Source organism: Pseudomonas sp. PDM27, from assembly GCF_019219205.1.
GTDB classification, from domain to species: Bacteria; Pseudomonadota; Gammaproteobacteria; order Pseudomonadales; family Pseudomonadaceae; genus Aquipseudomonas; species Aquipseudomonas laurylsulfatiphila.
In genome coordinates this window covers 255,992-280,766 of sequence record NZ_JAHUWF010000001.1, presented here as the reverse complement: position 1 = coordinate 280,766, position 24,775 = coordinate 255,992, and the positions used below count along the sequence as shown (strand labels likewise).

20 protein-coding genes are annotated in these 24,775 nt (G+C 61.1%); 7 read left to right on the top strand and 13 right to left on the bottom strand.

Translation table 11 applies throughout. The features are described from left to right. Nucleotides 1-4 precede the first annotated feature (4 nt). Nucleotides 5-940 (top strand): sugar kinase, encoded by a 936-nt coding sequence (locus KW838_RS01395; RefSeq protein ID WP_218500102.1) that lies wholly within the window; start codon nucleotides 5-7, stop codon nucleotides 938-940. 117 nt (nucleotides 941-1,057) lie between these two features. Here the strand turns inward: KW838_RS01395 and KW838_RS01390 are convergent, their stop codons facing one another. From KW838_RS01390 to KW838_RS01335, 12 genes are all read right to left on the bottom strand, one after another. Continuing rightward, nucleotides 1,058-1,333, bottom strand: coding sequence for a peptidylprolyl isomerase (locus KW838_RS01390; RefSeq protein ID WP_007898282.1), 276 nt, complete (start codon nucleotides 1,331-1,333; stop codon nucleotides 1,058-1,060). Nucleotides 1,334-1,400: 67 nt separating this feature from the next. Further along, nucleotides 1,401-3,938, bottom strand: a complete 2,538-nt coding sequence (locus tag KW838_RS01385) for a PAS domain-containing protein (RefSeq protein WP_218500101.1) — start codon at nucleotides 3,936-3,938, stop codon at nucleotides 1,401-1,403. Between the two features lie 207 nt (nucleotides 3,939-4,145). Further along, nucleotides 4,146-6,101: an acetoacetate--CoA ligase gene (locus KW838_RS01380; RefSeq protein WP_218500100.1), complete on the bottom strand. Its 1,956-nt coding sequence runs from the start codon at nucleotides 6,099-6,101 to the stop codon at nucleotides 4,146-4,148. A 120-nt stretch (nucleotides 6,102-6,221) separates the two neighbouring features. After that, nucleotides 6,222-6,995, bottom strand: coding sequence for a 3-hydroxybutyrate dehydrogenase (locus KW838_RS01375; protein WP_102702090.1), 774 nt, complete (start codon nucleotides 6,993-6,995; stop codon nucleotides 6,222-6,224). Nucleotides 6,996-7,002: 7 nt separating this feature from the next. Next, a complete protein-coding gene (locus KW838_RS01370; RefSeq protein ID WP_102702089.1) occupies nucleotides 7,003-8,394 on the bottom strand; it encodes a GntP family permease in 1,392 nt (463 codons plus the stop codon). A 274-nt stretch (nucleotides 8,395-8,668) separates the two neighbouring features. Then, nucleotides 8,669-10,084, bottom strand: a complete 1,416-nt coding sequence (locus KW838_RS01365) for a sigma-54-dependent Fis family transcriptional regulator (protein WP_218500099.1) — start codon at nucleotides 10,082-10,084, stop codon at nucleotides 8,669-8,671. A 146-nt stretch (nucleotides 10,085-10,230) separates the two neighbouring features. Next, complete coding sequence (locus KW838_RS01360; protein WP_218500098.1) at nucleotides 10,231-11,808, bottom strand: ABC transporter ATP-binding protein; 1,578 nt, start codon at nucleotides 11,806-11,808, stop codon at nucleotides 10,231-10,233. Nucleotides 11,809-11,821: 13 nt separating this feature from the next. After that, complete coding sequence (locus KW838_RS01355) at nucleotides 11,822-12,844, bottom strand: ABC transporter permease (protein ID WP_102702663.1); 1,023 nt, start codon at nucleotides 12,842-12,844, stop codon at nucleotides 11,822-11,824. Then, nucleotides 12,844-13,905 (bottom strand): microcin C ABC transporter permease YejB, encoded by a 1,062-nt coding sequence (locus KW838_RS01350; RefSeq protein WP_102702664.1) that lies wholly within the window; start codon nucleotides 13,903-13,905, stop codon nucleotides 12,844-12,846. Before KW838_RS01350 ends, KW838_RS01355 begins: the two co-directional genes overlap by 1 nt. Further along, nucleotides 13,905-15,773 carry an extracellular solute-binding protein gene (locus KW838_RS01345; protein WP_218500097.1) on the bottom strand — a complete coding sequence of 623 codons (1,869 nt, stop codon included), beginning with the start codon at nucleotides 15,771-15,773 and terminating at the stop codon, nucleotides 13,905-13,907. Before KW838_RS01345 ends, KW838_RS01350 begins: the two co-directional genes overlap by 1 nt. A 135-nt stretch (nucleotides 15,774-15,908) precedes the next feature. Then, on the bottom strand, nucleotides 15,909-16,190 hold the full coding sequence (locus tag KW838_RS01340; protein ID WP_007974703.1) for a peptidylprolyl isomerase: 282 nt from the start codon (nucleotides 16,188-16,190) through the stop codon (nucleotides 15,909-15,911). A 107-nt stretch (nucleotides 16,191-16,297) separates the two neighbouring features. Next, nucleotides 16,298-17,179 (bottom strand): triacylglycerol lipase, encoded by an 882-nt coding sequence (locus KW838_RS01335; protein ID WP_218500096.1) that lies wholly within the window; start codon nucleotides 17,177-17,179, stop codon nucleotides 16,298-16,300. A 337-nt stretch (nucleotides 17,180-17,516) separates the two neighbouring features. Between KW838_RS01335 and KW838_RS01330 the strand changes: the two genes are divergently transcribed. Continuing rightward, entirely contained in the window at nucleotides 17,517-18,581 is a 1,065-nt protein-coding gene (locus KW838_RS01330) for a hypothetical protein (protein ID WP_218500095.1), read from the top strand. Between the two features lie 57 nt (nucleotides 18,582-18,638). Here KW838_RS01330 and KW838_RS01325 read toward each other — a convergent pair whose 3' ends face one another. Further along, the gene (locus KW838_RS01325) at nucleotides 18,639-19,718 is read right to left on the bottom strand and encodes a 3-deoxy-7-phosphoheptulonate synthase (protein ID WP_102702668.1); all 1,080 of its coding nucleotides are present in this window, start codon (nucleotides 19,716-19,718) and stop codon (nucleotides 18,639-18,641) included. 627 nt (nucleotides 19,719-20,345) lie between these two features. Here KW838_RS01325 and KW838_RS01320 point away from each other — a divergent pair. From KW838_RS01320 to pgsA, 5 genes are all read left to right on the top strand, one after another. Beyond that, nucleotides 20,346-21,104, top strand: coding sequence for a carbon-nitrogen hydrolase family protein (locus KW838_RS01320; RefSeq protein WP_218500094.1), 759 nt, complete (start codon nucleotides 20,346-20,348; stop codon nucleotides 21,102-21,104). Then, complete coding sequence (locus KW838_RS01315) at nucleotides 21,104-21,538, top strand: N-acetyltransferase (RefSeq protein ID WP_218500603.1); 435 nt, start codon at nucleotides 21,104-21,106, stop codon at nucleotides 21,536-21,538. Before KW838_RS01320 ends, KW838_RS01315 begins: the two co-directional genes overlap by 1 nt. 136 nt (nucleotides 21,539-21,674) lie before the next feature. Continuing rightward, nucleotides 21,675-22,316: a UvrY/SirA/GacA family response regulator transcription factor gene (gene uvrY / locus KW838_RS01310; RefSeq protein ID WP_008015884.1), complete on the top strand. Its 642-nt coding sequence runs from the start codon at nucleotides 21,675-21,677 to the stop codon at nucleotides 22,314-22,316. Between the two features lie 2 nt (nucleotides 22,317-22,318). Continuing rightward, entirely contained in the window at nucleotides 22,319-24,142 is a 1,824-nt protein-coding gene (gene uvrC, locus KW838_RS01305; protein ID WP_104447319.1) for an excinuclease ABC subunit UvrC, read from the top strand. Between the two features lie 32 nt (nucleotides 24,143-24,174). Continuing rightward, nucleotides 24,175-24,735, top strand: a complete 561-nt coding sequence (gene pgsA / locus KW838_RS01300) for a CDP-diacylglycerol--glycerol-3-phosphate 3-phosphatidyltransferase (RefSeq protein ID WP_102702169.1) — start codon at nucleotides 24,175-24,177, stop codon at nucleotides 24,733-24,735. The last annotated feature ends 40 nt before the right edge of the window (nucleotides 24,736-24,775 follow it).

Here is a 24,775-nt window from a genome sequence, read left to right as displayed (position 1 = left end):
CAACATGAACACCATCAACACCCTCGGCCCCAACACCCCGCGCATCGCCCTGATCGGCGAATGCATGATCGAGTTGCAGCATCGCGCCGACGGCAGCCTGCAACAAAGCTTCGGCGGCGACACCTTGAACACGGCGGTGTACCTGTCCCGGGAACTGGGAGAGGACGGCTCTGTGGACTACGTCACCGCCCTGGGCGATGACAGTTTCAGCGACGCGATGTGCCAGAGCTGGGCGGCGGAAAACATCGGCCTTGAGATGGTCCAGCGCCTGCCCGGACGCCTGCCGGGTTTGTATTGCATCCAGACTGACGCCGCCGGTGAGCGACGCTTTCTGTACTGGCGCAATGAAGCAGCGGTACGTGACTGCTTCACCACCCCGGCCGCCGCACCGATCCTCGCGGCGCTGCCGGATTACGATGTGCTGTATTTCAGCGGCATCACCCTGGCGGTACTCGGCGTGCAAGGTCGGGAAAAACTCCTGGAAACCCTGATCGAGGCCCGCCAGCGCGATGCGCGGATCGTGTTCGACAACAACTACCGGCCACGGCTCTGGGCATCGGTCGAGGACGCCCGGGCGGCGTATCGCAGCGTGCTGCCGCAAGTCGACCTGGCGTTGCTGACGGTGGATGACGAACAGGCGCTGTTTGGTTATGCCGATGATGACGCGGTGTTTGCCGCATATGAGCAGATGGGTACGCCGGAAGTGGTGCTCAAGCGCGGCGCGCAAGCGTGCCTGATTCGTTGTGATGGCGAGTCATTCGAGGTGCCGGCACAGAAGGTCGAGCGGGTGGTGGACACCACGGCGGCGGGGGATTCGTTCAGTGCGGCGTATCTGGCCAGTCGGCTCAAGGGCGGCAGCCCGGTCGAAGCGGCGCAAGCGGGGCACCGGTTGGCGAGCCAGGTGATTCAGGTGCCCGGTGCACTGATCCCCCGCACCTGAACAATCCCCTGTAGGAGCTGCCGCAGGCTGCGATCTTTTGATCTTGTTTTTTTTAAGATCAAAAGATCGCAGCCTGCGGCAGCTCCTACAGGTCATCAGTTGGCAATGAGCCGGTGATCAATCCCGGTAAAACACCTGCACCAGGTGATAGCCGAACTTGCTCTTGATCGGGCCATGCACCACCCGCAGCGGTTTCTTGAAGATCACCGCATCGATCACGCCGACCATCTGCCCCGGCCGCACTTCACCGAGGTCGCCGCCGCGCTTGCCCGACGGGCAGGTCGAATACTTCTTGGCCAGCACATCGAACGCTTCACCCTTGGCGATGCGTTGTTTGAGCTGTTCGGCTTCTTCCGAGGTTTTCACCAGGATATGGCGGGCTTGAGCTTTCATGGGGCGGTTACCTTGCAACGATACGGGCTATGTGGGTGGCAGCGGGGGCGCGCGATTATGCCTCAACTCAGTCCGGTTGACCGATCATCGTGCGAATCTTGTTGGCCAACAGGTCGATGGAGAACGGCTTGGTCACCATGTCCATGCCTTCTTCAAGGAAACCCTGGCGCTCGGCCGCGATCTCCGCGTAACCGGTCATGAACAACACTTTCAGTCCGGGACGATGCTGGCGGGCGATTTCTGCCAGTTGTCGGCCGTTCATGCCCGGCAACCCCACATCGGTCACCAGCAGGTCCACCCGCAGGTCCGACTCCAGCACCGGCAGCGCGTCCTTGGCATCTTCGGCTTCATGGGCGCGGTAACCGAGTTCCTTGAGCAGGTCCAGTACCAGCATGCGCACCGCCGCATCGTCCTCGACCAGCATCACCGTTTCACCGGCAATCGCCGCCGGCGCCTCGCCGACCAGGGGTGACAGGACTTTTTCCGGCTCGGTCGAATGCAGGCGCGGCAGGTACAACCGCACGCTGGTGCCCCGTCCGGGCAGGCTGAACAGGCTGACGTGGCCCCCCGACTGCTGGGCAAAACCGTAGATCATCGACAGGCCCAGGCCGGTGCCCTGGCCGATGGGCTTGGTGGTGAAGAAGGGGTCGAAGGCCTTGGCCAGCACCGAGGGCGTCATGCCGGTGCCGTTGTCGCTGACGGCAATCATCACGTAGTCGCCGGCCTTGACCGGTTCCAGGGTCGTGATGTCGCTGCCGTCGAGGTATACGTTGCCCGTTTCGATCTGCAACTCGCCGCCCCCGGGCATGGCGTCCCGGGCGTTGATCACCAGGTTGAGCAGGGCGTTTTCCAGCTGGCTGACATCGGTGTTGACCCGCCAGATGTTCTCCGCCAGTTGCAGTTTGAGTTCGATGTGGTCGCCCTTGGTACGACTCAACAGGTCTTCGAGCGAGCGAATCAGGTCGTTGGGGTTCAGCGGCTTGCGATTGAGCGACTGACGCCGGGAGAACGCCAGCAGGCGATGGGTGAGGGCGGCGGCACGGTTGGCCGAGGACACTGCCGCTTCGGTGAACCGGCCGATCTCGCTGGCGCGGCCTTCGGCGATGTAGCGCTGCATCAGGTCGAGGCTGCCAATGATGCCGGTGAGCATGTTGTTGAAGTCATGGGCAATGCCGCCGGTAAGCTGGCCGACGGCTTCCATTTTCTGGGCATGGCGCAAGGCGTCTTCGGCACGTTCACGCTCGAACATCTCGTTTTGCAGGCGCTCGTTGGCCTCGGCCAGTTGTCGGGTGCGGGCGGCCACCCGTTCCTCAAGGGTTTCGTTCAGGTTGCGCAGGGCTTCTTCGGTGTTTTTGCGTTCGGTTTCGTCGATCACGAAGATGTAGAAACCGTTGACCGCGCCGTCTGCACCGTGGCGTGGCAGGTAATTCATCAAGGCCTGGCGCAGGCTGCCGTCGCGGTGCGGCGTGCTGATGCTGAAACAGCAGGGCCGGCCGGACAGCGCCTCGGTGATGTACGGGGCGCGTAGCGCGTAGGCTTCTTCGCCGAGCACTTCAAGAATGGTTCGCCCGTAAAGCTCTTGCGGTGTCAGCCCGTACCAGTCGAGGTACGCCGCGTTGTTGAGGCGAAAGCGTTCTTCGCGGTCGACGTAGCTGATCAGGATCGGCATGGCGTTGATGATCAGTTGCAGCTCGGTCTGGCTCTGGCGCAGGGCCTGTTCGGTGTGTTTGCGCTCGGTCAGGTCCAGGGCGGCGCCGAGGAACCGGATCGGCCGGCCGTGATGGTCCTTGTAGCAGCGACCGCGGGCAAACACCCAGCGCATCTGGCCGTCGGTTTGCAACAGGCGATATTCCTCGGCGTACTCGGTGCCGTGGGTGATGCAGTGCTTGATGCTGCGGGCGATCAGGGCGCGGTCTTGCGGGTGTACGCCGTGCAGGTATTCGCTGATCGGCAATTGGTTGGCCATGGCCGGATCGACGCCGTGGAGCTGGGCAAAATGCGCATCGGCGATGAAACGGTCCTCGCTGATGTCCCAGTCCCAGGTGCCGACCGCATCGGTGGCGGCGAGGGCCAGTTGCAGGCGCTCCTCGGTTTCACGCTGGGCCTTGAGGCTGGCCGCCGAGCGTTGTTCGAGTTCGAGGGCGATGCGCCGGCGCTCGTTGGTTTCGATGGCGGTGACCAGGATCCCGGCCACCTCGGCACCTTCATCGCGGATCGGGCTGTAGGTCAGGTCGAGCCAGAAGTCGGACTCCCGGCCCTCTCGTTGCAGGGTAAAGCGCTGCTCGCTGTAGGTTCGTACCTGACCTTGCAGGACGGCGCTGTAGATCGGGTCGGTAAAGTCTTTCAACTCTGGCCAGATCAGGTGTGTCGGTTGCCCGAAAGCCTGCGGATGCTTGCTTCCGGCGAGCAGGGCGAAGCCGTCGTTGTAGATCTGTGTCAGTTGCGGACCCCATAGCAGCAGCATCGGCATCGGTGAGTGAATGACAATGTCCACGGCGGTTCGCAGGCTCTGTGGCCAGGTGCTGGCAGCGCCCAGCGGGCTGCTTGCCCAGTCGATCCGGGCGATCAGGGCCTGGGCATCGCTGGCGGTGGGTATTGCGTTCATCCGGGAGTCCTGCGCCTGAGTCGCTTTAGCTGGCGTCTATTCTTGCACAGGTGGCAGGTGCAGGTTGATTCAGGAGCTTGAGCGGTTAAGCGACGCAGGACCTGTGGGAGCGAGCTTGCTCGCGATGGCGTCGGGTCAATGTGCATTGATGTCAACTGACACTCCGCTATCGCGAGCAAGCTCGCTCCCACAGGTTCTTGTGGCGCTTCAAGACTGGAGCTCGGGCCTGTTGCGGTACTGCTCCAGCGCTTCGGGGTTGGCCAGGGCATCGGTGTTTTTCACTTTCTGCCCATGCACCACGTTGCGCACCGCCAGCTCAACCACCTTGCCGCTGATGGTCCGCGGAATGTCGGTGACCGCGACAATCTTCGCCGGCACATGGCGCGGCGTGGTGTTGGCGCGAATCGTCTGGCGGATCTGCTGCTGTAGCACCTCGTCCAGCTCCAGCCCGTCGCGCAAGCGTACGAACAGCACCACCCGCACGTCATCCTGCCATTGCTGGCCTATAGCCACGCTGTCGAGCACTTGCGGAATCTTTTCCACCTGACGGTAGATCTCCGCCGTGCCGATGCGCACGCCGCCGGGGTTGAGCACGGCATCGGAGCGGCCGTGGATCATCATCCCGCCATGGGGCAATTGTTCGGCGTAGTCGCCCTGGGCCCAGACGCCGGGGAACAGGCTGAAATAGGACTGGCGCAGCTTTTCGCCATCGGCATCGTTCCAGAGGCCAACGGGCATCGCCGGGAAGTGCCGGGTGCAGACCAACTCACCTTTTTCGCCGATCACCGGCTGGCCGGCGTCGTTCCATACCTCGACGGCCATGCCCAGGCTCTTGCCCATGATTTCGCCGCGCCGCACCGGCGACACAGGGTTGCCGTTGACGAAGCACGAGACGATGTCGGTGCCGCCGGACATCGAGGCCAGGCACAGGTCAGCCTTGAAGTCGCTATAGACGAAGTCGTAACTCTGCGGCGACAGCGCCGAGCCGGTGCACAGCAACGTCTTCAGGCTGCCCAGGTCATGACTGTCACGGGGCTTGATGCCGCTGCTTTCCAGGGTGGCGAGGTATTTCGGGCTGGTGCCGAAGACACTGATGCCCTCGTCGTCGATCAGGTCGACCAAGCGTTGCGGGTCGGGGTGGAACGGCGAGCCGTCGTACAGCACCACCGCGCTGCCTACTGCGAGGGCCGAGACCAGCCAGTTCCACATCATCCAGCCGCAAGTGGTGTAGTAGAACAGGCGCTCGCCGGGGCCGAGATCGCAGTGCAGGCCGTGTTCCTTGACGTGTTGCAGGAGTACGCCGCCGGTGCTGTGGATGATGCATTTGGGCACGCCGGTGGTGCCGCTGGAGTAAAGGATGTACAGCGGATGGGCGAAGGGCACCGGGACGAAATCCGGTTCGCCGCCGGGAGCGTAGAAATCGTCCCACAGCGTCACGTTGGCCGGGGTGCGGAAGTGTTCGATGTGCGCCTGTGGCCGTGCGTAAGGCACGACGATCAGCTGTTGCAGCGAAGGCAGGCGCTGGAGGATCTCGTTGATCTTGGCGGTCTGGTCGATCTCTTTGCCGGCATAGCGGTAGCCGGCGCAGGTCACCAGCACTTTCGGTTCGATCTGGCCGAAACGGTCAACCACCCCTTGGGTGCCGAAGTCCGGTGAAGAGCAGGACCAGACAGCGCCAAGGCTGGTGGTGGCGAGCATGGCCACCAGGGTTTGCCAGGTGTTGGGCATGCACGCGGCGACCCGGTCACCCACACCGACGCCGGCGGCGATCAAGCCGTTTTGAAAGCCGGCAACATGCTCTGCCAACTCGGCCCAGGTCAAATGTTCACGCTGACCGTTTTCGCCAACGGCGACCACGGCGATCGCATCATCGCGGCGCTGCAGCAGGTGTTCGGCAAAATTCAGCGTGGCGCCCGGGAACCACTGGGCGCTGGGCATCTGCGGGCCTTCGAGCAGCACGGCGTCGGGTTGTTCGTGGAAGCGGATGTCGAAGAAATCGACGATGGCCTGCCAGAAATCCGGGCGTTGCTCGATGGACCATTGGTGCAGGGCCGGGTAGTCGTCAATCTTGAGGTGGTGCCGCTGATTGATGAAGCGCCGGAAGGCCTCCATGCGGGTCTTGCCGATGCGTTTGACGTCGGGTTGCCAGAGGATGTCGGACATGGTTTGCCTCTTCTTATGTCTTGAGATCCATTCGCGAGCAGGCTCGCTCCCACAGGGGATCACATTTCCATGTGGGAGCGAGCCTGCTCGCGATGAACGATAACGCGGTCTAGCAGATGATCACTGCGCCAACCACCCACCATCCACATTCCACGCCGCGCCACGCACCTGGCTGCCGGCGTCGCTGCACAAGAACAGCACCAGTTCACCTAGTTGCGGCGGTGTCACGAACTCCAGCGATGGCTGCTTTTCAGCGAGCAGATCATGCTGCGCCTGCTGTGGATCAACGCCGCTGGCGGCGCGATCGTCGATCTGTTTCTGTACCAGCGGTGTCAGTACCCAGCCTGGGCAGATCGCATTGCAGGTGACCTGGGTGGTCGCGGTTTCCAGCGCGACGACTTTGGTCAAGCCGATCACCCCGTGCTTGGCGGCGACATAGGCTGACTTGCCCACCGAACCGACCAGGCCATGCACCGAGGCAATGTTGATCACCCGGCCCCAGCCCTTGGCGCGCATGCCCGGCAGGCTCAAGCGGGTGCTGTGGAACACCGACGACAGGTTGATCGCGATGATCGAATCCCAGCGTTCCACCGGAAACTCATCCACCGCTGCCACGTGTTGAATGCCGGCATTGTTGACCAGGATGTCGACGCCGCCGAATTCGCGCTCTGCGTAGGCGATCATGTCGGCAATCTGTGCCGGATCGCTGACATCGGCCGGGTGATGGCCGACCTTGCCGCCAAACTGTTCCACCTCGGCAATAACCTTGGACGCATCGCCAAAACCGTTGAGGATCAGGTTGGCCCCGGCCTTGGCCAGGCTGAGGGCGATCCCCAGGCCGATGCCGCTGGTGGAGCCGGTGACCAGTGCGGTCTTGCCCGAAAGAGTCGTCATGAATACCTCACACAATGCCAGTGGCGTAGAAAGTGCCGATCACCACGAAAACCGCCAGGGTCTTGATCAGCGTAATACAGAAAATGTCTTTGTAAGCCTCGCGGTGGGTCAGCCCGGTGACCGCCAGCAGAGTAATTACTGCGCCGTTATGCGGCAGGGTGTCCATGCCGCCGCTGGCCATCGCGGCGACCCGGTGCAGCACTTCCAGCGGAATGTTCGCCGCATGGGCGGCGCTGATGAACTGCTCGGACATGGCTGCCAGGGCAATGCTCATGCCACCCGAGGCGGATCCGGTGATGCCGGCCAGCAGGGTCACGGTAATCGCTTCGTTGACCAGTGGATTGGGAATGCTCTTGAGCCAGTCGGCCAACACCAGAAAGCCTGGCAGGGAGGCGATCACCGCGCCGAAACCGTATTCCGATGCGGTATTCATCGCCGCCAGCAGCGCCCCGCTGACCGCGCTTTTGCTGCCTTCGGCGAGTTTGCGGCTGATCGCCTTGTAGCCAAACACCAGCACCATGAGGATGCCGACCAGCAAGGCGGCCTGTACCGCCCAGATCGCCGTGAGCTTGGCGATTTCCGTGGTCACCGGCGCGGCCATGCCTGGCAGCGCGAGGCTGTGGGTCTTGCCATACACCTGCGGAATCCAATGGGTGAACAGCAGGTTCATGATGCCTACCGCCAACAGTGGCGACAGCGCGAGCCACGGGTTGGGCAGCTTGAGGTCGGCGGCGGTTTCCGGTTCGTTGCGCAGGTCGGAGCCGTAACCTTCACCGGCGCGCTGTGCCTTGTTGCGCTGGCGCTGGAGGAACAGCATGCCGGCACAGAACACGAAGATCGTGCCGATCACGCCCAGCCACGGCGCCGCCCAGGCAGTGGTGTTGAAGAAGGTACTGGGGATGATGTTCTGGATTTGTGGCGTGCCGGGCAGGGCGTCCATGGTGAACGAGAACGCGCCCAGGGCAATGGTCGCCGGGATCAGGCGCTTGGGGATATTGCTCTGGCGGAACATTTCAGCGGCAAACGGGTAGACCGCGAACACCACCACGAACAGCGACACGCCGCCATAGGTGAGCAGGGCGCAGACCAGCACGATCACCAGCATCGCCTGGCGGGTGCCGAGCAAGCGAATCGCCGCGGCGACGATGGAGCGCGAGAAGCCGGACAGTTCGATCAGCTTGCCGAACACCGCGCCGAGCAGGAACACCGGGAAATACAGCTTGATGAAACCGACCATTTTTTCCATGAACACCCCGGTGAAAGCGGGGGCGACGGCAGAGGGGTCGGTGAGCAGGACGGCGCCGAGGGCGGCAATCGGGGCAAAAAGGATAACGCTGTAGCCACGGTAGGCAGCCAGCATCAGCAGCGCGAGGGCTGCCAAGGCAATGATCACACTCATGGTGTGTCTCCTGGGTTGTTATTTTTGTAGGGTGGAACTGGGTAGGGAGGCGTATAGCGAGTTTTGTGCCAGATCATTAACTCGTTGAAATATAAGGATATATTCATGTCTTTATTGAAGCGTCAGATGTTTTTGTCTCTATTGTGAGACTCGCGTTGATGATGCTGGCCTCATCGCGAGCAAGCTCGCTCCCACATTTGTTATGTGAACGCATTCCAGTGTGGGAGCGAGCTTGCTCGCGATGGTCTGTCTAACAAAGGAGATGTATGTCTCTTTATTGAGACTCTACAATCCCCAACGCCACCATCTTCTTGTACAACGTCGACCGCCCCAGCCCCAATCGCGCCGCTGCCTCAATGACCTTGCCCCCGCATTGCGCAAGGGTCGTTTCGATCAGTTGCCGGTCAAATCGCTCCCGCGCCGCACTGAAGGTTTCATGGGCAAAGGGCTCCTGGGCCAAGGGCGTCACGCGCTCAACCCGGGTGAACGTACCAATCGCCGCGCGGATGTCCGCCGCTGTCAGGCGCAAGTCATCGCTGAGCAGCGCCGCCCGCTCCAGCACATTGCGCAATTCGCGGATGTTCCCCGGCCAGGCGTGTTGCCCCAGCAATTCCAGGGCTTCGTGGTGCAGTTCATGCTGGCTGCGCAGTTCCTCGAGAATCGCTTCACTGAGCGCCGGCACGTCATCGAGGCGGTCGCGCAGGGGCGGAACCTGGATCGGCAGCACGTTGAGGCGGTAGTACAGGTCGGCGCGGAACTCGCCGCGTTTGATCGCCGCTTCCAGGTCGGTCGAGGTCGCGGCGATCACCCGCACATCGCTCTGGATCACTTCATTGGACCCTACCGGTTCGAATTCCTTTTCCTGCAACACCCGCAGCAGTTTGCTTTGCAGGGGCAGCGGCATGTCGCCGATTTCGTCGAGGAACAAGGTGCCGCCCTGGGCGATCTGCAATTTGCCGGCACGCCCCTTGCGGTCGGCACCAGTGAACGCGCCGGGGGCGGTGCCGAAGAATTCGGCCTCCAGCAGTGATTCGGGAATCGCCGCACTGTTGATGCTGACAAACGCCTTGTGCGCGCGGGGCGAGGCATTGTGGATGGCCTGGGCCAACAACTCCTTGCCGGTGCCGGTTTCGCCGAGCAGCAGTACCGGCGATTCGGTACTCGCACTGCGCCGGGCACGGCGTTTGACTTCCAGGCTGGCGGCGCTGGTGCCGATGAAATGGGCGAAGTTGTATTTGGTCTGCCGCGCGCGCAGCAGCGAGCGGGTGGAGGCCAGTTCTTCCTGCATGCTCATGTAGCGCTTGAGCATCGGCGACAGGCTGCGCAGTTCGTCGAACAGGGCGAAACCGATGGCGCCGATGACCACGCCGGCGTCATCGTGAATCGGCAGGCGCATGACCACCAGCGGCTCTTTTGGGGTGTCTTGCATATCCAGCAGAATCGGCCGGCCGGTGCGCACCACTTCACGCAACAGGCTGCCGGGGATCACGCTTTCGCAGGGCTTGCCGATCGCCACTTGCGCCGATTGCAGGCCGAAGCGCCGGGCATAGCGCTCATTCATCCAGACGATGTTGGCATCGCGGTCGACAATCACCGTGCCCTCGCTCGATTGCTCGATGATTTCGAACAATGAACGGATCGCCAGCAGGCGAACGCGCTGGTAGTCCTTGAGGCTTTCGGTGGTGTTCATGGGGGCTGATCCTGATTATGTTTTGCCTGTGCCGGCCTCTTCGCGAGCAAGCCCGCTCCCACAGTTGATCTGTGTCGTTCACAAATCCCATGTGGGAGCGGGCTTGCTCGCGAAGGCCGCGCCTCGGTCCAACTTCATGCAACGGATTATGCCTGCCCCAACAATGCCGCCGCCAACAGCTCCTTGGTGTACGGATGCTGCGGTGAGTCAAACACCTCATGGCTGGCGCCGCGTTCCACCACCTTGCCGTCCTTGATCACGATCATGTCGTGGGCCAGGGCGCGCACCACCGCCAGGTCGTGGCTGATGAACAGGTAGGTCAGACCGTGCTTTTCCTGGAGCTGGCGGAGCAGGGCGACCACCTGTTTCTGCACCGTGCGGTCCAGCGCCGAGGTCGGTTCGTCAAGCAGGATCAGCGCAGGCTTGAGCACCAGCGCCCGGGCGATGGCGATGCGCTGGCGCTGGCCACCGGAGAATTCGTGGGGATAGCGATGGCGGCTTTGCGGGTCGAGGCCGACTTCGCTCAGTGCGCGGATCACTTCGGCGTTGCACTCTTCGGTGCTCAACTGGCTGTGTACTTCCAGGCCTTCGCTGATGATCTGCGCCACGGACATTCGCGGGCTGAGGCTGCCAAAGGGGTCCTGGAACACCACCTGCATTTTCTTGCGCCACGGCCTCAGCTGTTTTTGCGTCAGGCCATCCAGCGCCTGGCCCTGAAAGCGGATACTGCCTTCGGAATCGAGCAAGCGCAGGATCGCCTGGCCAAGTGTGGACTTGCCGGAACCGGATTCACCGACAATGCCCAGGGTCTTGCCGCGCTGAATGCTCAGGCTGATGCCATCGACGGCACGCAGCCAGGTCTTGCGCTGGAACAGGCCGCCACTGACGGGAAACCGTACCTGCAGATCGTTCACCTCCAGTACGTTTTCGCGCTCGTCCCGGGGCAAGGCTTCACCCTCGGGTTCGGCGTGCAGCAATACACAGCTGTAAGGGTGCTTCGGTTCAGTGAACAGGGTTTCGCACGGCGCTTGCTCGACGATTTCCCCGGCCTTCATCACGCACACGCGCTGGGCGATGCTGCGCACCAGGTTCAGGTCGTGGCTGATCAGCAGCAGTGACATGCCCAGCCGCTGTTGCAGGGACTTGAGCAGCAGCAGGATCTTGCGCTGCACCGTCACATCCAGCGCGGTGGTCGGTTCGTCGGCAATCAGCAGTTCCGGCTCGCACGCCAGGGCCATGGCAATCATCACTCGCTGGCGCTGGCCACCGGACAATTGATGGGGATAGGCCTTGAGGCGTTCCTCGGGTTTCTGGATGCCCACCAGGTGCAGCAGTTCAAGGATCCGCGCCTGCGCCGCTTTGCCCGCCAGGCCTTTGTGCACCAGCAAGGTTTCGCCGATCTGTTTTTCGATGCTGTGCAGCGGGTTCAGGGACGTCATCGGCTCCTGGAAGATCATCGCAATGCGATTGCCGCGCAGTTGTCGCAACTTGCCGGCATCGGCCCCCACCAGTTCCTGGCCGCGATAGCGGATGCTGCCCGTTGTCCGGGTATCGGTTTGCGGCAGCAGTTGCAGGATCGAGTGGGCCGTCACCGACTTGCCCGATCCCGATTCGCCCACCAGCGCCAGGCATTCGCCGGGGCGGATGTCCAGGCACAGGTTGCGCACCACGGTCTGGCCACTGAAGGCCACGCTGAGGTCACGAATTTCGATCAGGTTGGTCATTGCCGCCGTCCGCTCAAGATCTCGGATCGAAGGCGTCTCGCAACGCCTCGCCGATAAACACCAGTAAAGAAAGAATCAGCGCCAGGGTGAAGAACGCCGTCAGGCCCAGCCACGGCGCTTGCAGGTTCTGCTTGCCCTGGCCGATCAGTTCACCCAGGGAAGCACTGCCCGCCGGCATGCCGAAGCCGAGGAAGTCCAGTGCCGTCAGGGTGGAAATCGCCCCGGTAAGAATAAATGGCAGGTAGCTCAAGGTCGCGTTCATGGCGTTGGGCAGAATGTGCCGGACGATGACTTTGCGGTCGGTCAGGCCCAGCGCGCGCGCGGCCTTGACGTATTCCAGGTTGCGTCCGCGCAGGAACTCGGCGCGCACCACGTCCACCAGGGCCAGCCATGAAAACAGTGCCATGATTCCCAGCAGCCACCAGAAATTCGGTTCGACGAAACCCGACAGGATGATCAGCAGGTACAGCACCGGCAACCCGGACCACACCTCCAGCAGGCGCTGGCCGAGCAAATCCACCCAGCCGCCGTAATAGCCTTGCAGGGCCCCGGCCGCGATGCCGATCAGCGCGCTGACAAACGTCAACATCAAGGCAAACAGGATCGACACCCGGGCGCCGAAGATCACCCGGGCCAGAACGTCCCGTGCCTGGTCGTCGGTGCCTAGCCAGTTGACGCTGGTGGGCGGGCTGGGGGCGGGTTTGTTCAGTTCATAGTTGGGCGTGTCGTCACTGAACGGAATCGGTGGAAACAGCAACCAGCCGCCATCCTTCTTGATCAGTTGCTGTACGTAGTCGCTGCGGTAGTCGGCCTGGAACGGCAGTTGCCCGCCGAACTCCTGTTCGGTGTGGCGCTTGAACACCGGGAAGTACCACTGGCCTTGATAGCTGACCATCAGCGGTTTGTCGTTGGCGATCAGTTCGCCGCCCAGGGTCATCAGGAACAGGCCGACAAACAGCCAGAGCGACCACCAGCCCCGACGGTTTTTCTTGAAACGCTCGAAGCGCCGACGCGCCAGCGGTGAAAGCTTGAGCATCAGGCGTTCCTCGCGGCGAAGTCGATACGCGGGTCGACCAGGGTGTAGCAGAGGTCGCCGACCAGTTTTATCAAAAGACCGAACAGGGTGAAGATGAACAACGAGCCGAACACCACCGGATAGTCCCGGGATACCGCTGCTTCGTAACTCATGCGGCCCAGGCCGTCGAGGGAGAAGATCACTTCGATCAGCAGGGAGCCGGCAAAAAACACACTGATGAACGCCTGGGGAATGCCCGACACCACCAGCAGCATGGCGTTGCGGAACACGTGTCCATAGAGCACCCGTCGTTCACTCAAACCCTTGGCCCGGGCAGTGACCACGTACTGGCGGGTGATTTCATTGAGGAACGAGTTCTTGGTCAGGATGGTCAGCGTGGCGAAACCGCCAATCACCAGTGCGGTGACCGGCAACACCAGATGCCAGAAGTAATCGGCCACTTTGCCAATGGTCGACAGCGATTCGAAGTTGTCCGAGACCAGTCCGCGAACGGGGAACCAGTTCAGCGAAGTGCCGCCGGCAAACACCACGATCAGGAACATCGCAAACAGGAACGCCGGCATGGCATAGCCGATGATGATCGCGGTACTGCTCCAGATGTCGAAGTGGCTGCCATGGTGCACGGCCTTGCGGATGCCCAGGGGAATGGACACCAGGTAAGTGATCAGCGTCGCCCAGAGTCCGAGGGAAATGGTCACGGGCATTTTCTCGAGGATCAGGTCGGTGACGGTGGCACCGCGGAAGAAACTCTTGCCGAAGTCCAGGCGCGCGTAGCTGGTGAGCATCAGCCAGAGGCGTTCGTGTGCCGGTTTATCGAAGCCGTACTGTTTTTCAATGTCCTTGATCAGCTGCGGATCGAGCCCGCGACTGGCCCGGGACTTGCCGCTCATGGACTCGCCGGAACCGCCGCCAACCGCGGCACCACCAATGCCTTGCAGGTGTGCGATGGCCTGTTCGACCGGCCCGCCCGGCGCGGCCTGGACGATGACAAAGTTGACCAGAAGAATGATCACCAGCGTCGGAATGATCAGCAGCAGGCGCCGCAGTATGTAAGCCCACATCAGTGCGGCCCTCCGGGTTTGCCACGGCTGATACGCTCGGCCGTCATCTGTTGGTTGGTCAATGGCGTGGTGCTCATCTCCCACCAGCTCTCGATGGCTTCGTCATTGCTCGCTTGCACATTCGGGATGCCGAAGCGGTTCCACCACACCGTCGAGGTGCCCGGCGGGTAATAGTTGGGAATCCAGTAGTAATTCCATTGCAGCACCCGGTCCAGGGCATGGGCGTAATGCAGCATGTCGGCCTGGGTATTGGCCTTGATCAGCCCGGTGATCAGGGTGTCCACGGCCGAGTTCTTCAACACCATGTAGTTGTTGGAACCCGGGTCGGTGGCCGCCTCGGAACCGAAGTAATTGAGCAGTTCGCCTCCCGGAGAGGTGGTGACGGGGTAGCCGGTGACGATCATGTCGTAGTCGCGGCTCATCAGGCGGTTGACGTACTGGGACGAGTCGATGCGGCGGATATTGAGGTCGATGCCGATCTGTTTCAGCGTGCGTTTATAGGGCAGCAGCAGACGGTCCATGCCGTTCTGGCTGACCAGGAAGGTGAAGCTCAACGGCTCGCCTTCGGCATTGACCAGTTGGTCGCCATCGGGTTTCCAGCCGGCCTGTTCGAGCAAGTCCAGGGCCTGTAGCTGCTTGTCGCGAATCACGCCGCTGCCATCGGTCTTCGGCGCCTCGAACACCTGGGTGAAGACTTCGTCGGGAATCTGCCCGCGCAGCGGTTCGAGAATCGCCAGCTCCCCGGCATCCGGCAGTTGCCGGGCGGCGAGATCGGTATTGGAGAAAAAGCTCTGCTGGCGGATGTACATGTCGCGCATCATCTGCCGATTGCTCCACTCGAAGTCCCACAGCATCACCAGCGCCTGGCGCACGCGACGGTCCTGGAACATGGGCTTTTGCAGATTGAACACAAAACCCTGGGCCGACTGCGGCGCCTCAGTGGCGAGGTGGGCCTTTTGCAGGCGACCGTCGCTCAGGGCCGGGCTGTCATAGCCGATGGAATAGCCGGTGGCGGAAAATTCCCGGTTGTAGTCATAGGCGCCACCGCGCAGGACCTGGCGCGCCACGTCGGTATCGCCGAAGTACTCGATGCTGAAATGATCGAAGTTGTACAGGCCACGGCTGACCGGCAGGTCCTTGCCCCACCAGTCGGGGTTGCGCTCGAAGGTGATGCTGCGCCCGGAATCGATCTTGCCCACTTTATAGGGGCCGCTGCCCAACGGCGCTTCATAGCCACCGCCACCGGCGAAATCGCGAGTCTTCCACCAGTGTTCGGGAAACACCGGCAGGGTCGCGATATCCAGCGGCAGGGTGCGATTTTCGTTGTTCTTGAAATCAAAGCGAATAGTCAGCGGCGATTCCACTTCGACGCCTTTGACATCGGCGAACTGGGTGCGGTAACGCAGGCTGCCCTGGGTCATCAGCAGGTCGAAGGTATAGCGCACGTCTTCGGCGGTAATGGCTTTGCCATCGGCAAAACGCGCCTTGGGGTTGAGGTAAAAACGCAGTGACAGGCCGTCCTCGGAACGCTCCATCTTCTCTGCCACCAGGCCGTACACGGTGTATGGCTCGTCCAGGGAGCGCTGGGCCAGCGGCGAATAGAGCAAACCGTCGATCTGGGTGACGCCGATGCCTTTGTCGATGTAAGGCAAAACGTGGTCGAACTGCCCGATTTCGATCGCCGATCGGCGCATCGTGCCGCCTTTGGGGGCCAGCGGATTGGTGTAGGCGAAATGACTGAAGCCGGCAGGGTATTTTGCCGGTTCGCCGTACACGGTCATTGCCGGTTGCGGTGCCGCATTCACGCCCGCGGCACCCGACAGCAGGGCCACGGCCGTGAACAACAAGGTAGGGAAAGCCAGTCGCATTGTCAGCCTTAGAGCCGGGTGGTCGTTAACGACAATTTGTACGCTAGCGGCGCGTCCCTCGCCAGCCGAATTACGCGTGGGAAACACAACGGCCCACCAAAAGGCGGGCCGTTGTGTGAGTAGCTCAAGTGTCGATCAGTCCTGACGGCTGGTCACTTCCAGCAGGTGGTAACCGAACTGGGTCTTGACCGGGCCCTGGACCACGTTGAGCGGTGCGCTGAAGACCACGGTGTCGAATTCCTTGACCATCTGGCCTGGACCGAACGAACCCAGATCACCGCCCTGGCGGCTGGAAGGGCAGGTGGAGTTTGCCTTGGCAACGTCGGCGAAATCGGCGCCAGCCTCGATTTGGGCCTTGAGTTCGTTGCACTTGGCTTCCGAGGCAACAAGGATGTGACGGGCAGTGGCTTTGGCCATGGGAAAATACTCCTTTCAATATTCGGTAAAATGCGGAGCCTACCGGATTCAGTGATCTATTTCTCCTCAAAGTTCCGTTCCATTCGCGATCCACGGCAGGTAGCCGCTCAAAGGCCGGCGGCGCTCAAGCGCTCGGCATGCTGGACATACAGTTCAATCGGGTCGACACCTGTGCGCAACTGGCCGGTCGGTTGGCCAAGGGTGTCCAGATGAGCCAGCGCATAGTCGGAACGGATAACCGTACCCAGATGAGAACTGAAGCGACCGACCAGGCCGTCGTTCTGCCCGGCTTCCGTGACGAAATAGCCGGAAAGGGCGCGACAGAAAGCGTTGAGCGGATCGAGCGCATTGAGCCCTTCCTTGAGCACATTCGACTGCAGCACGCCGCTCCACGAGTAGTAACGAACACCGTTGACCCGTTCGCGCCCCTCGCCACCCCAGGTGGCGGGCAGCCCTTGCGGGTATTTGTCGTTGAATGCGCCTACGCCCTCGGTGGTCAATGCATTGAGGGCGGCAATGGCGTTCTGCGGCTGGTACTGGTTGTCGCTCAAGGTTGCGAGGAAGTCGGCGAAGAGGGTCACCACCGCCTCGGCCACATGTTCCGGCAGACGGCCCGGTGTCAATGCCTTGCGCAGGAAGTCGGCGAGCTCCGAGCCATGGTTCGGCCCGCTGACGGACGTCACCGATGCCACACTGTGTGGCGCAACTGCTGCGGCATAACGTGCGGCCAGTGCACCCTGGCTATGGCCGATGAGGTTGACTTTGGGTGTACCGGTTCCTTCCAGTACCCGCTCGATCTGCATGAGCAATTGGTTACCGCGTACTTCGTTGTCGTGGATGGCCGACAAGTGGGGAACGAACACCCTTGCTCCGGCGTTCCTCAGCGCCTGCCTGATGTCGTGAAACAGCTCGAACTTGCCGATTCTTTCGAAGCCGAAAAGGCCGTGGATCAGCAGTATTGGATAACGAGTGCTTGCATTCCTTTGCATATTCACACCTTTGCACAGAAGTTCGTCGGGACTGCATGGCGCTTCACTCTAAAACACTCGAGGTTGGCGCGATGTATGAAAAGTCCGTCGGAACCTCCGGAAAGCGGAATAGAGCAAGTGCGAATGCTCAAGATTTTCTGAGGCTTTGTCGGAATCGTTTGACGATTTTTCACGGCAATCAGCTGGCTCTTGATCAAAGACCTACTTCACATGTATCGACTTTCCGAGCGAGGCTGAGTGAGAGGCCGACATCACGGCGAATAGTCGTGAGGTTAAATAGGCGTCATCCACAGCCGGCCACCCGTTCGGTGTTTATTCCAGGGAATGGAGCGAATGAATGACTGTTTATGAACCCGACACCTTGAATCTCGTACTGCAACCCTTGCCACCGCCCGTACTGGAGCAGGCGGAAAACGGCGTTCTGAACCCCTCTGACCGAAAAGCCGTGATCAGGGTCCGCCCTTACCCAGGCATGACCTGCGGGGACAAATTGCTATTGAATTGGGCGGGGCTGGATGCCGATGGCCTCGCCTGCAATCATCAGGTGACGCGTTTTGTCAGTGACGAGCGGGTCGGCGAGGACATGATCTTTGCCGTGGGTAGCGCTTATATCGAGGCGCTCGACGGTGGTTCACTCGAAATCAGCTACTCGCTCCTGAGCGGTCGTTTTACCGGGCTCGTGCATTCCGATCGTTTACAGCTATGTGTGGGTGATGTGCAGTCAGACCTGTTACCCGCGACGGTGAACGACGCGGTGGGTAGAACGCTTGATCCGGATCGGGTCAAGGAAGGGGCGATCGTTACAATCAAACCCTATGCGCGCATGACGGCGGGCGACTGGGTGTTGCTGACCTGGGCTGGCGTTTCGGTCGAAGCAAGTTTCAGTGATGCACTCAAGGTCGAGTCCTTTGCGGTGGGGAGCGAACTGTCGTTTTGGGTCAGTCCGGAGTGCGTTGCGCTCAATCTGGGTTCGACGGTTTCCGTCGATTATTGCGTCAAGCAAGCAGGGCATGGTCCTCGTTACTCTGAAGTAACGGCACTGATGATTGGCAAGATGGAGCGGGGGCCACTGCCAGCACCCATGGTGCTGGAAGCCGACGAAGGTTGGGTGGATCTGCTTGATGCGCAGGATGGCGTGACCGTCGTCATCGAAAACCCCAAGGCTGAAAAAGGGGAGCTGGTTTGCCTGAGATGCGACGGGGAGAAATTCAATCACTGTGACGAGCGCGAAATCACCAGAGACACCGCGGGTGAGCCGTTGATATTCATCGTTCCCTACCGGTTCTGGAGGGAGCATCGGGATTCTGCGATCCGTGTTTCCTGTTCGGTCGAACGTCTTGATGACACCTCTCAGCAATCCGGGGTGACGCGGGTTCAGGTGCAATCCCTGATGGGGCATTGATCGCCATTTGCCCTCCAGTCTTCGCATGAAGGCCGGAGGGCGGACAGGTGATGCCGGTTATTGGGCGTTGTCTTGCGCTCGCAGCCGACCTGCCGCTTCAAGCAACAGCTGTTCTGTCCCGGCCCAACCAAGGCAGCCATCGGTCACTGACACACCGTATTGCATTGACGAACTCAACGGCTGACAGCCCTCGAACAAATGGCTCTCGATCATCATGCCGATCAGCGAACGATCACCTTGCAGACGCTGTTCAAGCACATCGTTGAACACGGCCGGCTGGCGCAACGGGTCTTTGCCGCTGTTGGCGTGACTGCAATCGACCATGATCCGGGCCGGAATCCTGAGTCGGGCCAAGTCACTGTTCACCCGGGCGATACTGGCGCTGTCGTAGTTCGGCCCGCGATGGCCGCCGCGCAATACCAGGTGAGTGTCCGCATTGCCCGGGGTTTGAATGATCGCCGGATGTCCCTGGCTGTCGACACCGAAATGGCGATGGGGATGGGCGGCGGAACGCATGGCATCGCTGGCGACAGCGACACCGCCGTCAGTCCCGTTCTTGAACCCGACAGGCATGCCCAGGCCGCTGGCCATTTCCCGATGGATCTGCGATTCCGTGGTCCGGGCGCCGATCGCCACCCAGCTCAACAGGTCATCGAAGTAGCCGGCGGCCATCGGTTGCAGCAGTTCAGTGGCGACGGGCAAACCCAGGCGGAGCATTTCACGCATCAGCTCGCGGGACAGCGTCAGGCCGGCGGCCATGTCATCGCTGCCATCCAGGTGCGGGTCGTAGGCCAGGCCTTTCCATCCAACTGTGGTACGGGGTTTTTCGACGTAGGCGCGCATCACCAGGAGCATTTCGTCGCTGACTTCGGTGGCGAGGCGGGCAAGGTTGCCGGCGTATTCGAGGGCTGATTCCGGATCGTGGATCGAGCATGGGCCTACGATGACCAGCAGACGGGAGTCTTCACCGTTGAGGATCGCGCGAACCGCCTGGCGGTGGGTGGCGACTTGCTGGGTCAGGAGGTTGCCGAGGGGCAATTGCTGTTTGAGTTGCAATGAGCTGGGCAGACGCAGGGTCAGCGCTTCATTGGCAGGGCTCAAGGTGGACAGCGGCAGTGCGGAGACGGACGAGTTCATATTCAAGGCTTCCTGGGCTGGTGGCGGGTTCGTGCCCGCTCGCTCGGCCCTACTGGGGTGTTCGACAATTGGCCAGACTGGCTGTGTGTGTGTGCTTGCCACCTGTGGGTGACCGATCGGAGGCGGCAGGCTGTCCCGAGCGGAGGGTGGTAAATCGCCAGGCGGTAAAACTGTCGTAACGGTAATAAGTGGCGTAGTTCATGTTGTGAATCCTCTAAATGTCTGGTGTGTCGCTAAAAGTGTTGGGGCTGAAAAAACAAAACCCCCGGTCGGGAGGCCGACCGGGGGTTGAGAATTCTCTGGTGGCGACCCGTTTAAAATGGGCGCCGTGTGGGTATCAGGCGCGCCAGTGGCTAAACCAATACCCAAAATAAAAGCTGGCCGGAGCACAACCGTCGTTCACCCGGGCAGCCGCAACCGAGCGCAGGGCGCTGGCGGTACGAAGCTGTGAGAGGGTGTTGAACATGGTCTGTCTCCGATGGATGGACCGAGCTTACTAGAGGCCGGTGCGCAGATTCAATCAGAAAATGCTATTGGCCGGCGACAGGGTTTTCTATCGCTTGAGTGGCCTGAGGGTTGTGACAAACTCTGCGTCTGTTCAAGAACACATCGACACAAGGACGCTTCATGTTACCGCTGACCATCGCCGCAGCCCAATCGATCTCCATTGCCGGAGACCTTGCCGGCAATATCGCCAGGCACCAACGCTTCATCGCGGCAGCCGCGGAGCAGGGCGTGCAGTTGCTGGTGTTCCCAGAACTGTCGCTGACCGGTTACGAACGCGGGCTCGCGGCCGAGCTGGCGATTGTGCCGGATGCCGCCATCCTGCAACCGCTGCGGGACGTCGCCCGGGCAGTTGGTGTGACGGCGGTTGTCGGTATGCCGATTCGATTGCCGGATAACCCGTCGGTCCTGATCGGTGCACTGGTGCTGGGGGCCGGTGGTTCGCTTGGGGTCTACAGCAAGCAGCATCTGCATCCTGGGGAAGAAGTGGCGTTTGCACCGGGCGCCGGGGGCGAGCCCCTGACCATCGGGACAGACACTATTGCACTGGCGGTCTGCGCCGACTTTTCCCACGCCAGCCATGCCGCTGCTGCGGCGTGCCAGGGTGCAGGTGTCTACGCCGCAGGCGTGCTGATCACGGAAAACGGCTACGTCGCCGATACCGCGTTGCTGCAAGGCTATGCCGCGGAGCACTCCATGGTGGTGTTGATGGCCAATCATGGTGGCGCGACAGGTGGCTGGGCGTCGGCAGGACGCAGCGCGATCTGGGCCTCGGACGGTTTGTTGATTGCGGCCGCCAGCGGTACCGGCAGCCAGATGGTTGTGGCCCGGCGCAACAGCGAGGGCTGGAGCGGGGAAGTCGTCACCGTGGAGCCGGCATGATGGACTGCGCATGGCGTCCGGCCGCGCCAGAGGACCTGGCCCTCGCCCGCCATCTGACCTGTCAAAACATGCTGCGCTACTACATTCGGCACGAGCTGATGTGGCAGGACGAAGCTTTTGACGTGGCCTGGGCAGGGCGGGACAATCGCTTGCTGACAGCCGGCGATCAGTGGCTGGGTTATGTGAGCTTGAGCCGTGATGCCAGAGCGTTGTACATCCGCGAACTGCAGGTCGTCGAAGCGTTTCGCGGGCAGGGCATTGGTTCCTGGGCAATCGATCAGGTACTGTCGGTCGCGCGCCAGGAGCGGCGACCGGCGTTACGCTTGACGGTTTTTGAAGATAACCCGGCGCGGGCGTTGTACGAGCGCAAAGGATTCACGGTGGTGGGTACGGATGAATGTTTCCTGAGAATGCAGCTTGATATCAGTCCATGACATTGCCGCAACGCGCTTGCGACTGGCCTTTCAAGATGAATTGAAACTTTTAATCTGATGCTTTCCGCTAGGTCTGCCAGATGCTTTTTGCTAAGGTGTCTGGCAACCCAATAAGACCATATCGCGAGGTGTCTGCTTGATTAGGGTGCTAGTAGTCGATGACCATGATCTCGTTCGTACAGGCATTACACGAATGCTGGCTGACATCGATGGCCTGCAAGTAGTCGGCCAGGCCGAGTCGGGTGAAGAATCCCTGCTCAAGGCGCGTGAGCTGAAACCCGATGTGGTGTTGATGGACGTCAAGATGCCGGGTATCGGCGGTCTTGAGGCCACTCGCAAATTATTGCGCAGTCATCCGGATATCAAGGTCGTCGCGGTGACCGTGTGTGAAGAGGACCCGTTTCCTACGCGGCTGTTGCAAGCCGGTGCGGCAGGATACCTGACCAAGGGGGCAGGTTTGCCGGAAATGGTCCAGGCCATTCGCCTGGTGTTCGCCGGGCAACGCTACATCAGCCCGCAAATTGCCCAGCAACTGGCGATCAAGTCCTTCCAGCCCACCAACGACTCGCCTTTCGATGCCCTGTCCGAGCGGGAAATCCAGATCGCGCTGATGATCGTCGGCTGCCAGAAAGTACAGATCATTTCCGACAAATTGTGCCTGTCCCCGAAAACCGTGAACACCTACCGTTACCGCATCTTCGAAAAGCTTTCGATCAGCAGTGATGTCGAGTTGACGCTGTTGGCGGTGCGTCATGGCATGGTCGACGCCAGCCTCTGAAAATGACCGAAACCTTTGATCCGAGCGCCTTTCTGTCGACCGTCAGCGGCCGCCCAGGCGTGTACCGCATGTTCGACAGCGAAGCGCGGTTGCTTTACGTCGGCAAGGCGAAAAACCTCAAGAATCGCCTGTCGAGTTATTTTCGCAAGACCGGTCTTGCCCCCAAGACCGCCGCACTGGTCGCGCGTATCGCCCAGGTTGAAACGACGATCACCGCCAACGAAACCGAAGCCTTGCTGCTCGAGCAGACGCTGATCAAGGAATGGCGCCCGCCCTATAACATCCTGCTGCGCGACGACAAATCCTACCCCTATGTCTATCTCTCTGACGGAGAGTTTCCGCGCCTGAGCATTCATCGCGGTGCGAAAAAGGCCAAGGGCAAGTATTTCGGTCCTTACCCCAGCGCCGGCGCGATCCGCGAAAGCCTGAGCCTGCTGCAAAAGACGTTTTTCGTTCGGCAATGTGAAGACAGCTATTACAAGAACCGCACCCGTCCTTGCCTGCAATACCAGATCAAACGCTGCAAGGCGCCCTGCGTCGGGCTGGTGGAACCCCAGGTGTACGCCGAAGATGTGCGCCACTCGGTGATGTTTCTTGAGGGGCGCAGCAATGCGCTGACTGACGAGTTGTCTGCCGGGATGGAGGAGGCCGCGATCAATCTGGAGTTCGAGCGAGCGGCCGAGCTGCGGGACCAGATTGCTTTGCTGCGCCGGGTCCAGGACCAACAGAGCATGGAAGGCGGGACCGGGGACGTCGATGTGATCGCCGCGTTCGTCAACCCAGGCGGTGCCTGTGTGCACTTGATCAGCGTGCGGGGCGGGCGGGTGTTGGGCAGCAAGAACTTCTTCCCTCAAGTCGGTATTGAAGAAGACGTTTCTGAAGTCATGGCCGCGTTTCTCGGCCAATACTTCATCAGCAGCCCTGAACGCGACTTGCCCAGCGAGCTGATCGTCAATGTGGTCCACGATGACTTTCCAACACTGATCGCGGCCATCGACGAGCTGCGCGGTCGTGAACTGACCATCAGCCATCGCGTGCGTGGCACGCGAGCACGCTGGCAGCAATTGGCGGTGACCAATGCCGAGCAGGCGCTGAGTGCGCGCCTGGCGAATCGTCAGCACATTACGGCGCGCTTTGATGCGCTGGCCGAGGTGCTGAAGCTGGATGAGCCTCCACAACGCCTGGAGTGCTACGACATCAGTCACTCCAGTGGCGAGGCGACAGTGGCGTCCTGCGTGGTCTTCGGCCCCGAAGGCCCGATCAAGTCCGACTACCGCCGGTACAACATCGAGGGCGTTACGGCCGGCGATGATTACGCGGCGATGCACCAGGCGTTGACCCGACGCTTCAGCAAACTGAAGGACGGGGAGGGCAAGCTGCCGGATATCCTGCTGGTGGATGGCGGTAAAGGCCAGTTGTCCATGGCCCGCGACGTGCTCGATGAACTGGCCGTACCTGATCTGATCCTGCTCGGCGTGGCAAAAGGCGCGACGCGCAAGGCCGGTTTCGAAACCCTGTACCTGAACGACGCCGCGCATGAATTCACCTTGCGTGGCGATTCTCCCGCGCTGCATCTGATCCAGCAGATTCGCGACGAAGCCCACCGATTTGCCATTACCGGGCACCGCGCCCGGCGTGGAAAAACCCGCCGGACGTCTACACTGGAAGGCGTCGCTGGCGTCGGTCCAACACGTCGGCGGGATTTGTTGAAACATTTTGGTGGATTGCAGGAGCTGTCTCGTGCAAGCATCGAAGAAATTGCCAAAGCCCCCGGGATCAGTAAAAAGCTCGCAGAGTTGATTTATGCAAATCTGCACAGCGAGTAGAATGCCCCCTCACCTCGTAGCCAGTTGTGCCGATGAATATCCCTAATCTGATTACCGTTCTACGCGTTCTGCTCATTCCGATCTTTATTTTGCTGTTCTACCTGCCTTACCACTGGAGCTTCCTGGCTTCCGCCTCGGTCTTCGCCTTTGCTGCCGCCACCGACTGGCTGGACGGGTACCTGGCCCGCCGCCTGGAGCAAAGCACACCGTTCGGGGCTTTTCTCGATCCGGTTGCCGACAAGCTGATGGTCGCGGTTGCGCTGGTACTGTTGGTGCAGGAACACGGAAACCTGTGGCTCACGCTGCCGGCTGCCGTGATCATCGGTCGCGAGATTGTCGTCTCGGCCCTGCGCGAATGGATGGCCGAACTGGGCGCACGTGCCCACGTCGCCGTATCGAACCTTGGCAAATGGAAAACCGCCGCGCAAATGCTCGCGCTGGTGATCCTGCTGGCCAACCCCAAGGATTTCAGTTTCTGGGTCTTGCTGGGCTACACCTTGCTGATGGTGTCGGCCGGCCTGACTTTGTGGTCGATGGTCCAGTACTTGCGGGCTGCCTGGCCACATCTGAAGACCGACGTTGAAAAGAAATAAAACTTTTTTGAATCAAAGGGTTGACGGGGCTTCTGGATTC

Coding starts and splice junctions, on each gene's coding strand:
- KW838_RS01395 (WP_218500102.1), top strand. CDS start 5: ATGAACACCATCAACACCCTCGGCCCCAACACCCCGCGCATCGCCCTG.
- KW838_RS01390 (WP_007898282.1), bottom strand. CDS start 1,333: ATGAAAGCTCAAGCCCGCCATATCCTGGTGAAAACCTCGGAAGAAGCC.
- KW838_RS01385 (WP_218500101.1), bottom strand. CDS start 3,938: ATGAACGCAATACCCACCGCCAGCGATGCCCAGGCCCTGATCGCCCGG.
- KW838_RS01380 (WP_218500100.1), bottom strand. CDS start 6,101: ATGTCCGACATCCTCTGGCAACCCGACGTCAAACGCATCGGCAAGACC.
- KW838_RS01375 (WP_102702090.1), bottom strand. CDS start 6,995: ATGACGACTCTTTCGGGCAAGACCGCACTGGTCACCGGCTCCACCAGC.
- KW838_RS01370 (WP_102702089.1), bottom strand. CDS start 8,394: ATGAGTGTGATCATTGCCTTGGCAGCCCTCGCGCTGCTGATGCTGGCT.
- KW838_RS01365 (WP_218500099.1), bottom strand. CDS start 10,084: ATGAACACCACCGAAAGCCTCAAGGACTACCAGCGCGTTCGCCTGCTG.
- KW838_RS01360 (WP_218500098.1), bottom strand. CDS start 11,808: ATGACCAACCTGATCGAAATTCGTGACCTCAGCGTGGCCTTCAGTGGC.
- KW838_RS01355 (WP_102702663.1), bottom strand. CDS start 12,844: ATGCTCAAGCTTTCACCGCTGGCGCGTCGGCGCTTCGAGCGTTTCAAG.
- KW838_RS01350 (WP_102702664.1), bottom strand. CDS start 13,905: ATGTGGGCTTACATACTGCGGCGCCTGCTGCTGATCATTCCGACGCTG.
- KW838_RS01345 (WP_218500097.1), bottom strand. CDS start 15,773: ATGCGACTGGCTTTCCCTACCTTGTTGTTCACGGCCGTGGCCCTGCTG.
- KW838_RS01340 (WP_007974703.1), bottom strand. CDS start 16,190: ATGGCCAAAGCCACTGCCCGTCACATCCTTGTTGCCTCGGAAGCCAAG.
- KW838_RS01335 (WP_218500096.1), bottom strand. CDS start 17,179: ATGCAAAGGAATGCAAGCACTCGTTATCCAATACTGCTGATCCACGGC.
- KW838_RS01330 (WP_218500095.1), top strand. CDS start 17,517: ATGACTGTTTATGAACCCGACACCTTGAATCTCGTACTGCAACCCTTG.
- KW838_RS01325 (WP_102702668.1), bottom strand. CDS start 19,718: ATGAACTCGTCCGTCTCCGCACTGCCGCTGTCCACCTTGAGCCCTGCC.
- KW838_RS01320 (WP_218500094.1), top strand. CDS start 20,346: ATGTTACCGCTGACCATCGCCGCAGCCCAATCGATCTCCATTGCCGGA.
- KW838_RS01315 (WP_218500603.1), top strand. CDS start 21,104: ATGGACTGCGCATGGCGTCCGGCCGCGCCAGAGGACCTGGCCCTCGCC.
- uvrC (WP_104447319.1), top strand. CDS start 22,319: ATGACCGAAACCTTTGATCCGAGCGCCTTTCTGTCGACCGTCAGCGGC.
- pgsA (WP_102702169.1), top strand. CDS start 24,175: ATGAATATCCCTAATCTGATTACCGTTCTACGCGTTCTGCTCATTCCG.